This window comes from Streptomyces sp. NBC_01116, assembly GCF_041435495.1.
GTDB lineage: Bacteria > Actinomycetota > Actinomycetes > Streptomycetales > Streptomycetaceae > Streptomyces.
In genome coordinates, this window is sequence record NZ_CP108644.1 from 6,127,459 (window position 1) to 6,142,843 (window position 15,385).

General features: G+C 71.7%; 10 protein-coding genes. 8 read left to right on the forward strand and 2 right to left on the reverse strand.

Translation table 11 applies throughout. The annotated features are described in order from the left end of the window. Nucleotides 1-22 precede the first annotated feature (22 nt). The 8 genes from OG245_RS27100 to OG245_RS27135 all read left to right on the forward strand — a co-directional run bounded on the left by OG245_RS27100 (nucleotide 23) and on the right by OG245_RS27135 (nucleotide 12,096). Complete coding sequence (locus OG245_RS27100) at nucleotides 23-724, forward strand: RES domain-containing protein (RefSeq protein WP_371626027.1); 702 nt, start codon at nucleotides 23-25, stop codon at nucleotides 722-724. A gap of 497 nt (nucleotides 725-1,221) precedes the next feature. After that, on the forward strand, nucleotides 1,222-1,605 hold the full coding sequence (locus tag OG245_RS27105) for an XRE family transcriptional regulator (protein ID WP_371626028.1): 384 nt from the start codon (nucleotides 1,222-1,224) through the stop codon (nucleotides 1,603-1,605). A gap of 267 nt (nucleotides 1,606-1,872) precedes the next feature. Further along, entirely contained in the window at nucleotides 1,873-5,133 is a 3,261-nt protein-coding gene (locus OG245_RS27110; protein ID WP_371626029.1) for a hypothetical protein, read from the forward strand. Further along, entirely contained in the window at nucleotides 5,130-5,834 is a 705-nt protein-coding gene (locus OG245_RS27115; RefSeq protein WP_371626030.1) for a DUF4255 domain-containing protein, read from the forward strand. The genes OG245_RS27110 and OG245_RS27115 overlap by 4 nt, the downstream gene beginning before the upstream one ends. Further along, nucleotides 5,831-7,954, forward strand: coding sequence for an AAA family ATPase (locus OG245_RS27120; protein ID WP_371626031.1), 2,124 nt, complete (start codon nucleotides 5,831-5,833; stop codon nucleotides 7,952-7,954). The genes OG245_RS27115 and OG245_RS27120 overlap by 4 nt, the downstream gene beginning before the upstream one ends. 215 nt (nucleotides 7,955-8,169) lie before the next feature. Beyond that, nucleotides 8,170-8,388 (forward strand): hypothetical protein, encoded by a 219-nt coding sequence (locus tag OG245_RS27125; protein WP_371626032.1) that lies wholly within the window; start codon nucleotides 8,170-8,172, stop codon nucleotides 8,386-8,388. Between the two features lie 662 nt (nucleotides 8,389-9,050). Then, nucleotides 9,051-9,554: a hypothetical protein gene (locus tag OG245_RS27130; RefSeq protein ID WP_371626033.1), complete on the forward strand. Its 504-nt coding sequence runs from the start codon at nucleotides 9,051-9,053 to the stop codon at nucleotides 9,552-9,554. Then, nucleotides 9,541-12,096, forward strand: coding sequence for a M48 family metalloprotease (locus tag OG245_RS27135; RefSeq protein ID WP_371626034.1), 2,556 nt, complete (start codon nucleotides 9,541-9,543; stop codon nucleotides 12,094-12,096). Before OG245_RS27130 ends, OG245_RS27135 begins: the two co-directional genes overlap by 14 nt. Before the next feature lie 370 nt (nucleotides 12,097-12,466). On the opposite strand, the gene OG245_RS27140 is transcribed toward OG245_RS27135, so the two are convergent. After that, complete coding sequence (locus tag OG245_RS27140) at nucleotides 12,467-13,852, reverse strand: L-serine ammonia-lyase (protein ID WP_371626035.1); 1,386 nt, start codon at nucleotides 13,850-13,852, stop codon at nucleotides 12,467-12,469. 255 nt (nucleotides 13,853-14,107) lie between these two features. Further along, the gene (glyA, locus tag OG245_RS27145; protein ID WP_371626036.1) at nucleotides 14,108-15,367 is read right to left on the reverse strand and encodes a serine hydroxymethyltransferase; all 1,260 of its coding nucleotides are present in this window, start codon (nucleotides 15,365-15,367) and stop codon (nucleotides 14,108-14,110) included. Nucleotides 15,368-15,385 lie beyond the last annotated feature (18 nt).

Genomic DNA, 15,385 nt, shown 5'->3' on the forward strand with positions numbered 1-15,385 from the left:
CAGCTATCGCCAACGAGGACTCATGACCGCTGTCTTAGACCCAGACGCCGTTCCTCCGGTCGAGCTCGCGCTCCCTCCGGACCGGGGCGTCTGGCGGCTCGGGAAGTCGACCGATCCGCTGAAGTTCAACCGGATCGAACCCGAGACCATCGAGGGATCGTCGGCGGGCCGCTTCAGCCTCTTCACCTACGGCATGCTCTACTGCGCGTCCGAACCGGCCGGCTGCTACGCGGAGGCCCTGGCGCATTTCCGGGTCCAGCCGAAGATGCGCGAACTCCTCGCCGACGAGCCCGTGGCGGCCGGCCGGATGAAGCTCGGCCATCTCGCGTCCAGCTGGCGCGACACGCACATCCTCGTCCGGCTGAAGCTGGCGCCCGACGCCCAGTTCCTGGACGTCGACGCGGACGCCACCCGTGAGGTGCTCCGCAGGGAGCTGCGGCACGAGTTCGAGGCGTGGGGCATCGAAGGCCCGCTGAGCGAGGAGCACATCCACGGACGGGACCGCCGGGTCGCGCGGCAGATCGCCGCCTGGACCGTGGCCCAGCGCAACGCCGAGGGGCACCGGCTGGCCCAGGGCATCGCCTACCGGTCGGGATACGGCGGACGCCGCTGCTGGGCCGTCCTCAGCGGCACCGAGTACGTCGAGGCCGAACGCCGTCCGATCCTCGCCGAATCCGTCGAACTGAAGGAAGTGGCCCGGGAGTACGGCCTCACCGTCCGGTGATCCGCGCCGCGGTGGGGCCGACTGGCGGTGCGGGGTGTCCCCCGATCCGGTGTTCCGCCCGGGGGCACTCCTTCGCACGAGTGCTCCAACATCAGGAAGGTTTTCCGGAAACTCGCAGCTCAGAGAAGTGCACAGCAAAAGGGGGAGGGATTTAGCACTCTTTCCAGGTGGGAAAACTATGGAGTAAGTGACAGGTAAACGGGTACCCTTTCCTCAATATCAGAGGGGGGAAGCCGTGTTGACCCAGACTGTCGGCCACTTAGGCCTGCCGATCGCCGCGCCCGACCGCGGGGCGATCCCTACGTCCCACCACCCCGGTCACCTCCTCCGGCCCGAAGATGCGCCCGAAGCGGCCACGGGTACCCCGCGCATATCGCGGACCCCGTCGCCCCTGCCCGACGAACGGCAGCGCCACGCGGCCCCTTCCCGTCATCGCGCTTCCAGCGCACGCATCCTCGGCTGACGCCTCACAGCGAGCGAGAGGAAACGAGGAGACCATGCAGACCATGCGAGAGACCGCCGCCGAGGCCCGCGCACACCGGGACACGACGGAGAGGACCATCGCGGACATCGCGCGCTTCCTGCAGGACAACTTCAGCCAGCGCGTCACCGCGCACGTCGCCGGCATCGAGGACGCCAAGCAGGTCGGCAAGTGGTGCAAGGCGCTCAACGCCCCGCGCTACGACGCCGAAGTGCGCCTGCGTACCGCCTACCAGATCTTCAAGCTCATCGAGGAGGGCGAGAACCCGCACACCGCCCGTGCCTGGATGATCGGGATGAACCCCCAGCTCGAGGACGAGTCGCCGCTGCAGGCCATCGCCGACGGGCACTTCAAGGACGTGATGGCCGCGGCCCGTTCCTACCTCCAGGGCGATCTCTGACAGCCCCGCCCACCCGAGCAGCGACACCGCCGCCGGCCTGACGGACCTCCGTCGGCCGGCGGCGTCCGTCGTACGGCCCGTCCGTCGTACGGCCCGTCCACCGGCCGGCCGGGACCTCCCACCGGCGCGGTGCCCCGGACACCGGTGCGCCCGCCGCAAAGGGCAGCGATCCCTTCCCCCGTCCCGGGTACTCGCGGCCTGTCCTTCGCCCCCGCGCGGGGGTGAAGCTGGCCGGTGGAGAGTCATCGACAGACTGTGAGGTGGGCCGTGACCGGCACTGCTGGCCCGGCAAAGCATTCCCGGCTGGGCCGACTGACCGGTGCGGTGGTGCTGTTGGCACCGCTGCTGCTGGTCGGCTCGGCCGCCGCCCCGCACGGGGCCGCCGAGGCCGTCGCCGCCGTGGCGGACGCGGAACCGCTCCAGGCGGGGCGCGTCGCCTTCGCCGGCACCGAGCACCGCAGTCTGGGGCGGGCCAACGACGAGGACACCACCGACCCGCTGTTCGGCGACGGCCCCGCCCACTACGACCAGGACCCCTCCGCCCGGGGGGACGTCCTGGTCTTCACCAGCCTGCGGGACAGCGCCCGCCCCCAGGTGTACGTCCGCGACACCGACGGATCGGTACGCCGGCTCACCACCGACAAGGACGCGGCCCACCCCGAACTCTCCCCGGACGGCCGGACCGTGGTCTTCGACTCGGCGGAGCCCGGACCCGGCGGCACCGTCCAGCGCGACCTGTGGTCGATCGGCGTCGACGGCTCGGACCTGCGCCGGCTCAGCGACACCCCGGACAACGAGGAGTCCCCGACCTGGTCCCCGGACGGCACGCGGATCGCGTACGCCTGCGACGGCGACACCCTGCGGGGATGGCAGATATTCGAGCAGGCCGTCGCCGGCGGCCCGCGCACCCGGATCAGCGACGGACCGGCGGGCGACGCCACCGAGCCGTCCTGGAACCCGGTGGACGACGACGCCCGCCGGGGCCTCGTCGCGTACACCCTCACCACGGACCCCGACCCGAACGTCGACGACGGCACCGAACTGCGGGCCACCCAGGGCCTCGGCACCGACCGCCCGCTGCTGGCCGGCGCGCACGCCGAGTGGGGCACCCGCTCGGCCTCCTGGCTGCCCGACGGCGACGACATCGTCTTCCTCAGCCCGTACCACACCTGCGGCTGCGACGACTTCGACCACGTCTACCGGGTCACCGCGTTCCAGGACGAGGCGCCGGACCAACTGGTCAACGAGAACCGCGAAGTGGGGCCGCCCACCTGGTTCGGTCCGGCCGGGACCGTCGTCGTCCCCCGGATCACCCCGGACCCCGAGACCGTCGAGAAGCCGGACGAGCTGCTGGCCGCCGCGCAGATCGTGACGCTCCAGGACGTCCGGCAGGACGGCTCCGACCCCCGCGACCTGGGCTTCACCATCCTGAAGGAGGACCCGGAGGCCCGCACGAACACCGACCACGCCAAGAACCCCCTGTTCCGGCCGCGTCCCGGGTACGACCCGTGGCACGAGCGGCAGAACTACACGCCCGACGGGCGTCGCATCGTCGTCACCCGCTTCGAGGACGGCGACGCCGGGCGGATCGAGCGGATCTGGATGACCGACGCCGACGGCCGGAACGCGGCGCCGCTGCCGCTCGACGGCCGCGAACCCGGCGACTGGGACACCGACCCCACCTTCTCGCCCGACGGGACCAGGCTCGCCTTCACCCGGACCTCGCCCGGCGGCGTCGGGGACGCGGCGGGCCCGAGCCGCATCCTCATCGCCGACGTGGCCACCGGCGCGATCCTCGACGAGATCCAGCCCCCCGAGGGCCAGGCGACGGGCGACGACGCCCAGCCGACCTGGTCCTCCGACGGCGTCAACCTCGCCTTCACCCGCAGCCGGGTCATCAACGGCAACGGCGCCAACAAGCACATCTGGGTGGTGCCGCTGGCCGACCTCGGCCGGCAGCGGGACCTGAGCGCCACCATCTGCCCCGGCGACTGCGAGGTCATCGACGACAGCCCCGCGTTCTCGCCGGACGGCCTGAAGGTGGCCTTCAACCGCAAGGACGGCGGCGGCCGGGTCAACCACCGGGCCGGAGTGCTCATCAAGCCCCTGCGCGGCGGCGGCTGCCGGGTCGTGCTGCCCTCCGTCCAGAAGGACAACCCCGACGGCTGCGACCTGCCCATCCCCGACACGTCCGTGACCGGCCCCCACCAGCCGCGCGACGTGGCCTGGTCCCCGGACGGCGGGAAGCTCCTGTTCACCTCGCGCCGGGAGTTCCCGGCGAACTCCATGGAGCAGCTCTCCGTACTCGACATCGCCTCGGGTGACGTGGCCCCCCTCGACAACACGCACGAGGGACGGCAGAAGGAGCCCTCCTACCAGCAGTCGGTCGACCTGACGCTGACGGCACCGCCCACCGGCGACCCGGTGGAGGTCGGCTCGTCCACCGAGGTGCCGATCACCGTCACCAACCGCGGCCCCTCGCCCTCGCCCGGCACCCTCCTCACCGTCGACGCCCCGCCCGGCGTACGGCTGGAGGAGCTGACCACCGACGCCGGGACCTGCGCCGCCGGAACGCCCCAGTGCGACCTCGGCATCGTCCCGCCCGGGACCGACGTGACGATCACGGCCCGGCTGACCGGCGTGACCACCGGCGACCAGCGGATCGACTGGTCCGTCACCGGAGCCGTCCTCGACCCCAACCCCACGGACAACGCCACCGGAACGATCGTCCCGGTCGAGGACGTACCGCCGCCGACCCCGACCCCCACGCCGACCCCCACCCCCACGACGCCGTCCCCGACCCCGACGACGCCCGCACCCACCCCGCCGCCGGCGACCACGCCGCCCCCGCCGCCGGCCCCCGCCCCGCCGCCGCCCGCGCCCGAGGCCGGACCCGGCGTCACCGTGCGGGCCCAGCCCAGCCCCGGCTACGTCGGCGGCAAGGTCGTGGTGACGTACACCGTGCGCAACGGCAGGAACGCGCTGGCCACCGGACTCCGGCTGAAGCTCGGACTGCCCGGCGGCATCCCCGCCGGACCGCTCCCCGCGGGCTGCGCCGGCGGCGCCTGCACGCTCCCCGACCTCGCACCCGGCGCGTCCACGGTCATCAGCGTCGTCCTGTCGCCCGACAAGGCCCTCCGTACGACGATCACCGCACAGCTCACCACCACGGGCACCGACGCCGGCCTCCGCGACAACGTCTCCCGGATCCCGCTGCGCATCCTCCAGCCCCGCATCATCGCGGTGCCCGCCATCGGCAAGCCCGGCTTCGTCACCTCCGTACGGGGCAAGGACTTCCCGCCCGGCGCGCCCGTCACCCTCAGCTGGAAGCCCGGGATCACCGCGGCGGCGGCCCCGACCCGGCCGCCGGCCGACGGCACGTTCATCGCCCAGCTCCTCATCCTGGCCAAGGACCGGACCGGGCCGCGCACGATCACCGCGAAGGGCCCCGGCTTCAGCCCGGTGACGACCGACTTCCTCGTGGTGCTCGGCACCATCACCCCGCCGGACGAGGTGATCCGCCGATGATCCACGAAGTCGACGAGGGGCTGCGGCTGCTGCTGGTCGAGGCCGGTCTGGAGGACAGCGGCGTCGACCTGGTCTTCGACGCCCCGACGAAGGACTGGTCCGCGCGCCGCAACGCCCCGACCATCAGCGTCTTCCTGCACGGCATCCGCGAGGACGCGGGCAGGCGGCGCACCGGCACGGCCGGGACGCACGACGAGGAGGGCGTGGTCACCGGCTGGCGCACCCCGCCGCGCTGGTTCGAGCTGACCTATCTGGTCACCGCCTGGACCAACCGTCCGCAGGACGAACACCGCCTGCTCTCCGAGGTGTTGAGAGCCCTCGTCCGCTCCGACGTGCTGCCCGCCCGGATGCACACCGGAAGCCTCGCCGAACTCGGCCTGACCGTGGAGCTGGAGGCGGCGGGACCGGGAGCCGGCGGACCGTCCGCCTCGGACGTCTGGTCCGCGCTCGGCGGCGAGCTGAAGGCCGCCATCGACCTGCGGGTCGTCGCCCCGCTGGCCGGGGAACGCACCCCCGCGGGCCCGCCCGTCACCGAAGGACTCGTGATGAAGGCAGCACCCCACCTGGACGGCGACGACGGCGGCCCCGGCCGGCGCCTGCGCTACGACGGAGCGACCGACCCGGGCGGGCAGGGCTTCGCCGCCCCCCGGGAACGGCAGTTGCCGCCCGGCCGGCGCAAGCGGGGGAACGCCGCACGATGACCCTGGCACCACAGCAGCTCCACGCTCACGAGTCCCCGACCGGCGTCGGGGAACTCTGGGAGCGGCTCGGCCGCGTCGAGCTGCGGGTCCGGGAGGCCGTCGCGGCACGCCGGGCCGTCGACCCGGACCCCGAGGACCCCTACCGGGGGCAGTACCTCACCCCCGAGGGCGCGGCACGGATCCTGGAGAGCCGCGACGCGTTCGCTCCCGTACCGGTGTACGAGGACGGGGCCGTGCCGGACGCCCCGGCCGGGAGCCGGCTCGGCCGGCTGGCGGAGCGCTTCGCTCTCGCGCCACTGGACGTCGAACTCCTGCTGGTCGCCCTGGCCCCGGACATCGACACCCGGTTCGAGCGGCTCTACGGCTACCTCAACGACGACCTCACCCGCCGCCGGCCCACCATCGGCCTGGCCCTGGAGCTCTGCGGCCTGCCCGCGGCCGGCTCCGGCCGCTTCCGCTTCTCGCCGTCCGCCCCGCTCGTCGCGGGCGGACTGCTGGAGCTCGCGGACGGCGAGCGCCCGCTGCTCTCCCGCACCCTGCGCGTACCGGACCGGGTCACGGCGCATCTCCTCGGCGACGACGGGACCGACGGCCGGCTGCGCGGCCTCGTCCAGGTGGCCGCGCCCCCCGGGGACCCGGACGAGCTCCCCGAGGTCTCCCGGATCGCGGCGGCCCTCGGCACGGGCAGCGGCCTGGTGCACCTGCTCGACCGGGGCGGCGACCCGCGCGGCCTCGCGGTCGAGGCGCTGGCCGCCGCCGGCCGGCGCCCCCTGGTCGTCGACATCGCGGCGCTCGCCGCCGCCTCCGAACCGGCCCCGCTCGTACGGGCCCTGGCGACCGAGGCCCGCCTCGGCCACTCCGGGGTGATCCTCGGTCCGCTCGAAACGCTCGCCCCCGAACGCCCCGAGGGGGCCCGGGTGCTCGGCTCCCTGTGCGCGGCGCTCGGCTCCACGCCCCTGATCGCGTACGGGAAGAAGAACTGGGACCCGTTGTGGACGGCGGAGAGCCCGGTGCCCGTCACCGTCCCGCCCCCCGGCCCCGAAGGCGCCGGGCGCCAGTGGCGGCGCGCGCTCGCCGAAGCGGGCCGGACGGTCGGCCTGCCCGCCGCCCACGCCCGCGCCGACGACGCCCTCATCGAGTCCGCCGCCGCCTACCGGCTCGACTCCGGCCAACTGCGCAGGGCGGCGACCGTCGCGTCGCGGCTGGCCGTCCTCGGGCAGCGGCCGGTGACCCCGGAGGACCTGCGGACGGCGGTCCGCGCCCAGAACGGCGCGGGCCTGGAACGGCTCGCCCGCCGCATCGAGCCCGCGGTCGGCTGGGACGACCTGGTGCTGCCCCCGGCGACCCGCACCCAGCTCGGCGAACTGGCCCTGCGCGCCCGCCACCGCGAGACGGTGCTCGGGCAGTGGCGGATGCGGCCGGGCGGCGGCCGGGGGAGGGGCGTCATCGCCCTGTTCGCCGGGGAGTCCGGCACCGGCAAGACCATGTCCGCCGAGGTGATCGCCGCCGAACTGGGCATGGAGCTCTACGTCGTGGACCTGTCCACGGTGGTGGACAAGTACATCGGGGAGACCGAGAAGAACCTGGAGCGGATCTTCGTCGAGGCGTCCGACGTCAACGGCATCCTCCTGTTCGACGAGGCCGACGCGATCTTCGGCAAGCGGTCCCAGGTCAAGGACGCGCACGACAAGCACGCCAACATGGAGTCGGCCTACCTCCTCCAGCGCATGGAGTCCTTCGACGGCATCGCCGTGCTCACCACCAATCTGCGGGCCAACCTCGACGAGGCGTTCACCCGCCGCCTCGACGTGATCGCCGAGTTCCCGATGCCCGACGCCCGGCAGCGCCTGGCCCTGTGGGACCGCTGTCTGGGCCCGGCGATCCCGCGCGACGCGGCGCTCGACCTGGAGTTCTGCGCGGACCGCTTCGAGCTGGCCGGCGGGTCGATCCGGGCCTGCGCGGTGACCGCCGCCTACCTCGCGGCCGAGTCGGAGGCCCCGCTGACCATGGACCAGCTCGTCACGTCGGTGCTCCAGGAGTACCGCAAGCTCGGACGGCTGGTGCTGGAGAGCGAGTTCGGACCGTGGCTGGCGAAGGAGCGGGCGCGCGGCGGGCGGTAGCGGAGGCCGGGCCGGTTCGCTCGGGGCGGCAGGCGGGCCCGTCCGGTGTGACCTCGACGGCTGACCCCGTCGCGGGCGCTGCGTGGACTTTCGGACAATCCCGGCCGGTCTTCTGCCCTTGCCTGCCGGGGCCGCCCTTCTCTCCTATGCTCTACATGTCTGTAGAGATGGATGGGCGCGCTCCGTGGGGAGCGCGCGACGAGAAGGGGACGAACGTGGCTTCGATCGATCTGGGCAACGTGCTGGACAAGGCGTGGGCGGACAAGAGCGTGCCCGAGGTGCTGGCGGCGCCGGTGTCGGCGCTCAAGGGGGTCTCGGACCGGCAGGGCGCCCTCCTCGAGGAGGCGTTCGGCGTCAAGACCGTGGCCGACCTCGCGGACCTGAAGTACGTCGGCTGGGCGCAGGCCCTGGCGGCACTGGACGCGGCGAAGTAGGGCCCCGGCGGGCGAGCCGGTGCCGCGGACGGACGGGGCCCGCCCGTGGCACCGCGCTCGTACGGGAATCGGAGGCCCAGGGCGACGGGGAGGGGGCCCTGACGCCCGTGCAGCGCCTCCATCGCGACAACGAGGGGGTGCGCGGCCACGACCCCGGTCGCGGTCGTCCGGACCCTCACCGTGGAGCGCGCGGACAGGTGTCCCTCGACCGGGTCGGCGAGGAGCTCGCTCGCTTCGCCCTCGGCACGCGTCCCGCCGCTGCCCTGGTGTCCTGCACCTGAAGTCATGGCGTCGAGTTGCTGTGGTTCCAGGATGTCGCTTTCGGGACGCCCTTCCGTCGAGTTTGTGTTGACCGCTGACGAGCGTGAACAGCTGGTGCGCTGGTCGCGGCAGCCGTAGTCAGCGGCGGCCCCAGAAGTGGATGACGTGTTGATGGGGCAGACCGCAGGTCATTGCGGGTCAACCCTTCCCCTCAGGGGAGTTGCCCCCACGCTTCCCGGTTGAGGGGTCGGGTAGGTCTTGTGATGACGGCTGCGCCAGGACGCGGCCCGCGCTACCCTCGCGATGGGTGTGACGACGGTCACTGGAGCGACGTCGTGGCGTACGGGGACGGGGCAGAGGCGATGAAATCGGTAGCACGAGCCATGCGGGATACGTCCGGCGTGGATGAGTTGGCCCGTGGCGTGGTGCAGCGCATCGCACCACACGAGATTTCTCGATTTCCTTCTGTAGCCAGGACGTTCCACGCGGCCTCAGGGCGTCAAGTGCGCCGGGCGGCGCGGCGGAACGAGCCGCTCGGCATTGGCGCTGATGGTGTGACGACCATGCTGAGCCTGGCGGTGCTGTACATCGTCGCCAAGCTGGCCGACTCCGTGCTCGAAGAGGCTGCCACTTCCTTGGCCGGCCGCATGCGTGCGTGGGCAGGGCGAGTTTTCCGGCGCGGTAGCCCGTCCCTGGAGGGGGAAGCGGAGTGGATGCCGGGACCTGAACAGCTGGCGACCATCCGGGTGGTCGCGGGCAGTGAGGCTCGTAGGCTGGGACTGACGGCCGAACAGGCCGAGTTGGTCGCCGCTGGAATCGTCGCAGAGCTGGCGACACGCACGGCTGCCACCGGTACGAACCCAGCCCGCGCGGCCGACGACGACGGCGGTGATGAGCGCGGCTGACCTTCCTGGCACGTCGCGGAACCGTTTGCCTGCGTCGTTGGTCTCCGGGACGACACTCCGCTTCGTTCTGCTCGCGGCCATCCCCTCGGCGTTCATGATGTCCCTGGCCGACAATGTTGCGGATGTCTTCCAGCCCGTCAGCGACGCCGCCGTGGCGGCGGACGAGAGGTGCCAGACCGAGCAGTACCGCCAGATCGGGAAGGTGAACTGGGCAAACGTCGACCAGCCGACCGCACTACCCGAGTGCGGCAGCCCGCCACACAACTTCGCGGGATGGTCGCTGGTTGCTCTGGTGATGTTCTGGGTGGCGATGGGCCTGGCCGTGTGGTGGCTGCCGGCCTGGCGCATCCGGCGCCGCCGATATGAGGAGATCGGCCGCGTCGTACCGTCGAGAATCGCGTCGGACGGGGCGCTCCCGGGCGGTGGGGACCTGCTGGCGTTACTGGCCCGGCTCCAGCTCGGCACCGACGTCGCGGTCCCCGTGACGTACCTGCTCGACCCGCTTGACCCGCGCTGCTCGGCCCTTGCCTTCGGACGGCCGGGGCGTCGGTTCATTGTGCTCTCCGGCGGCCTGGAGACTCTGTCGCGGGGTGACCCGGTGGCCTTTCGCGTGGTACTGCTGCACGAGCTGGCGCATATTCACAACCGCGACCTCGACAGGGGATTCCTCACCATTGTGATGTGGCGCTTCTTCATGCCGCTGCTGGTGTTCAACATCCTGACGAACCCCCTTCTTGTGCCTGGGTTCCAGGGGGCCACCCCGGACAGTGCTCTCGTCGCCTATGCGTTCGCCGGCTCGGCCTTACAGATCGTCCTCGCCGTGACGGCTCCGCTGCTGCGCAACTCGGTTCTGCGCAGCCGTGAGTTGTTCGCGGACGCACAGGTGTACCGGTGGGGTGTGGACGTGGCGCACACGGACGCGATGCTCGCGACGTACTTCCCGAGCATCCGGAGGCGGTGGCCCGAGGTGCTGCGCGTGCATCCGTCGCCCCAGCGCCGTCGTGCCGTATTGCACGACAGCCGTCTGCTGGGGACTACGAGTGTGTGGGACTGGGGCGCGGTGGGGTTGGGCGCGGTGATCCTCCACTGGAGCGTGCTGGGGTCGTGGCCGGGCGGCTCGCTCATTGTCCAGGGAGTGGGGATCGCGGCAGCTGGGGTCTTCATCACGGTCGCCGTATGGGCGGCGACGTGGCAGGACACTGTACGAGAGGGGGCTCCCCAGTGGCAGGTCCCGGGTCGTCGTGCGGTCGGCGTCGGCCTGGGGCTGGGCCTGGCGGTGGGTAGCAGTCTGTTTCCGACCACCGTCGCCGCGCTTTTCCATGTGGGCGACTCGGTGTGGGGACAGTTCTTTGCGTGGCTTCCCTTGATGCTGCTGTTCGCGTGGGCGGTGCGACGCTGGCTGGGCGCGGTGGTGGCTGCGTGGGCGGACGCGGTGGGCGCGCGGGAGGGGTGGGCGGCGAAGAGGGTGTTGTGGACGGTCCTGGGGGTGGCGTCCGTCCTGGTATCCGTTGGGTTGGCCTATCTCAGCCTGGGGCGCTGGGTTGCGACGTACATGCCGATGCTTGGCGGTGAAGCTGGAGCATTCAGCGGCTTCGCAACCCTTGTCGCACTGCCTGTGCTGTTCGCGTTCTTTCCCGCTCTGGCTCTCCCGATGCTGCTCGCGGGGGCTGTGCTGCCGCTCGCCGGGTCGGGTTCGGCGAGTCTCGGACAGGCTCTCCGCAAGGGACTGTGGTGCGGGCTAGTGGCCGCCGTGCCGGCTGTCTGCCTCACCGTGTACGGCGCCAGGGCGGGCATGGTCATCGCCGTCGTCATGCTGGTGCAGGTCGGCTGCGCGGTAAATGTGGCCCGCACTACGGATCGCCGAGGCCACCCGCTCCCCGTGGCCGCCGCCATAGTCGCGGCCTTCGTCGCCGGTGTCGTAGGCAACCTGAGCTGCCTGGCGGTCGGGGCCCGGTACAGCGTTGCCCTCGGCGTCACCCTCGGCGTCATCGTCGGCAGTGTGTCAGCCGCAGTCGCGCTGGGAATTCGGCGCCGCCGGGCCCAGAGGGCCGGTGCTGGGCGCCCGCGCATACACAAACCGTCGGCGGCCCACGGTCCGAGCCCGAGCCAGGGACCATGGAAGTTGACTTGGGGGCGCCGTAAGGGGCTGTGGTACGGCGTGGGGGCAGCCTTGACAGCTGTACTGCTCGTGCCGTTCGGCTCGTTGCACGTCGTATGGGGTGTCGTCGTGCTGGCACAGGCCGTCTGCGCGACGCGCGTCGCCCTTACCGTGGGCCGGGAGCCGCGTCCCGTGGCAGCGGCTGCTTACGCTGCACTCGCCGCCGGACTCATCGGATATCTGGGCTTCTTTGCGATCTTGGCCGCAGTGACGCTGCCCAGCTTGGCGAGCACGAGGTCGGACTACAGCTGGGGCGCGATTGCTATGGGCCTCACCTTCGTGCTTGGCGTTGCTGTCGGGTTCGGCGTCGCCGCCGGCGGCGTGTCGGCGTCCGTTGCGCTGGGCGTTCATCGCCGCCGAGCTCAGCGATCCAGTGTCCAGTAAATGCTGCGCATCCGGTCGGCAGCGCTGCGGTGACTGGCGGGATCTGGTGGTTCCAGTCCCGGTAGTTCCTGCCGGCCCGTGCGGAAGCAGCCGTCGACGGGCCTGGGAGCCGGTGTTTCGCAATCCATGTCCACCCGCGGTCTCGACCAGTGCCTGGAGCGCGTGCGGCGGTTGCGAGACCCTGACCGCCACGTCAGACGGCGCACGAAGTTGGCATCGCCGCTCCACCAGCGCGAGCAGATGTTCACTGACAGCCGTGCGAAGACGCGCTCCGGTGTACAGACGCCCTTTCCAGGGACTTTCCGCCGCGTAGGCAGGGAAGGCCCTGCCAGCGCTGAAAGAGGCGAACGCGCTGGTCAGGGCCGTCCGCCTAGCACTCGATGATGTTCACCGCGAGCCCGCCGCGCGCCGTCTCCTTGTACTTGACGCTCATGTCGGCCCCGGTCTCCTTCATGGTCTTGATGACCTTGTCGAGGGAGACCTTGTGGCTGCCGTCGCCCCGCAGCGCCATCCGCGCCGCGGTGACCGCCTTCACCGCCGCCATGCCGTTGCGCTCGATGCACGGGATCTGGACGAGCCCGCCGACCGGGTCGCAGGTCAGGCCCAGGTTGTGCTCCATGCCGATCTCGGCGGCGTTCTCCACCTGCTCGGGGGAGCCGCCGAGGACCTCGGCCAGGGCGCCGGCCGCCATCGAGCAGGCGGAGCCGACCTCGCCCTGGCAGCCGACCTCGGCGCCGGAGATCGAGGCGTTCTCCTTGAACAGCATGCCGATCGCACCGGCCGCGAGGAGGAAGCGCACCACACTGTCCTCCTTCTCCGTCTCGGTGCAGCCGCCGGCCGCGAAGTTCATGTAGTAGTGCAGGACGGCGGGGATGATGCCCGCCGCGCCGTTGGTGGGGGCGGTGACCACACGGCCGCCGGCCGCGTTCTCCTCGTTGACCGCCATCGCGTACAGAGTGATCCACTCCATCGCGTGGGCCTGCGGGTCGCCCTCGGCGCGCAGCTGGCGGGCCGAGTTCGCGGCGCGGCGGCGGACCTTGAGGCCGCCGGGGAGGATGCCCTCGCGGGACATGCCGCGCGAGACACAGGCCTGCATGACGCGCCAGATGTCCAGCAGCCCGGAGCGGATCTCCGCCTCGGTGCGCCAGGCCAGTTCGTTCTCCAGCATCATCGAGGAGATCGAGAGACCGGTCTCGCGGGAGAGGCGCAGCAGTTCGTCGCCGGTGCGGAAGGGGTGTTTGAGGACCGTGTCGTCCGGGACGATCGGGTTCTCCCCGGCCACCGCGTCCTCGTCGACGACGAAGCCGCCGCCGACCGAGTAGTACGTCTTCTCCAGGACCGGCGCGCCCTCGGCGTCGTACGCGAGGATCGTCATGCCGTTGGCGTGGTAGGGGAGCGCCTTGCGGCGGTGCAGGACCAGGTCCGCGTCGAAGTCGAACGGGATCTCGTGCATGCCCAGCAGGTTGATCCTGCCGCTGCCGCGGATCTCCTCGACCCGGCCGTCGGCGGACTCCACGTCCACGGTCTGGGGCGACTCGCCCTCCAGGCCGAGCAGGACCGCCTTGGGCGTGCCGTGCCCGTGGCCGGTCGCGCCGAGGGAGCCGTACAGCTCGGCCCGTATCGAGGCGGTGTGCGCGAGCAGGCCCTCGTTCTTGAGGCGGCGCGCGAACATCCGGGCGGCGCGCATCGGGCCCACCGTGTGGGAGCTGGACGGGCCGATGCCGACCGAGAAGAGGTCGAAGACCGAGATGGCCACGGGAGAACTCCTTGAGGTTGGAAGACGCCGTTGTCTGCCTGGGTGGTGCGGGAACGGGCCGGGTGGTGCGGAACGGGCCGGGGTGGGGCCCGCGGGTCAGCAGGTCAAGCGGGTCGAGCAGATGAGACGGGCTGGCGGGTCAAGCGGGTCAAGCAGGGCAAAACGTGGCGCGGGGGACACGGGTCGGGGCACCGCGCTCACTCTCTTCAGTGTGCGCGGTGCCCCGTCCGAACGTGCGGAACCGCAGGCCAGGTGTTACTTCAGGCCGGGGTACAGCGGGAACTTCTCGGCCAGCGCGATCACGCGGGCCTTGAGGTCGTCCGCGTCGTAGGACGGCTTGAGGGCGGCGGCGATGATCTCCGCGACCTCCGTGAAGTCCTCGGCGCCGAAGCCGCGGGTGGCCAGCGCCGGGGTGCCGATCCGCAGGCCCGAGGTGACCATCGGGGGACGCGGGTCGTTCGGGATGGCGTTCCGGTTGACCGTGATGCCCAGCTCGTGGAGCCGGTCCTCGGCCTGCTGGCCGTCCAGCTCCGAGTTGCGCAGGTCGACCAGGACCAGGTGGACGTCGGTGCCGCCGGAGAGGACGGATACGCCCACCTCGGTGACGTCCGGCTGGACCAGGCGCTCGGCCAGGATCCGCGCGCCGTCCAGGGTGCGCTGCTGGCGCTCCTTGAACTCCTCGCCCGCAGCGATCTTGAACGAGACCGCCTTGGCCGCGATCACGTGCTCCAGCGGGCCGCCCTGCTGACCCGGGAAGACCGCGGAGTTGATCTTCTTGGCGAGCTCCTGCGTGGAGAGGATCACGCCGCCGCGCGGACCGCCGAGGGTCTTGTGCGTGGTGGTGGTGACGACATGGGCGTGCGGCACCGGGTTCGGGTGCAGACCGGCCGCGACCAGGCCCGCGAAGTGCGCCATGTCGACCATCAGGTACGCGCCGACCTCGTCCGCGATGCGGCGGAAGGCGGCGAAGTCCAGCTGGCGCGGGTAGGCGGACCAGCCGGCCACGATCAGCTTCGGCTGGGACTCCTTGGCGAGGCGCTCGACCTCCTCCATGTCCACGACGCCGCTCTCGTCGACGTGGTACGGGACCACGTTGTAGAGCTTCCCGGAGAAGTTGATCTTCATGCCGTGGGTCAGGTGACCGCCGTGGGCCAGGTTCAGGCCCATGATCGTGTCGCCCGGCTTCAGCAGCGCGAACATCGCGGCGGCGTTCGCCTGGGCACCGGAGTGCGGCTGCACGTTCGCGGCCTCGGCGCCGAACAGGGCCTTGATCCGGTCGATCGCGATCTGCTCGACGACGTCGACGTGCTCGCAGCCGCCGTAGTAGCGGCGGCCCGGGTAGCCCTCGGCGTACTTGTTGGTGAGGACGGAGCCCTGCGCCTCCATGACGGCGACCGGAGCGAAGTTCTCCGAGGCGATCATTTCGAGGGTGGACTGCTGACGGTGGAGCTCGGCGTCGACAGCGGCGGCGACGTCCGGGTCCAGCTCGTGGAGGGAGGAGTTCAGAAGCGACATCAGGGGGTCCCTTAAGGT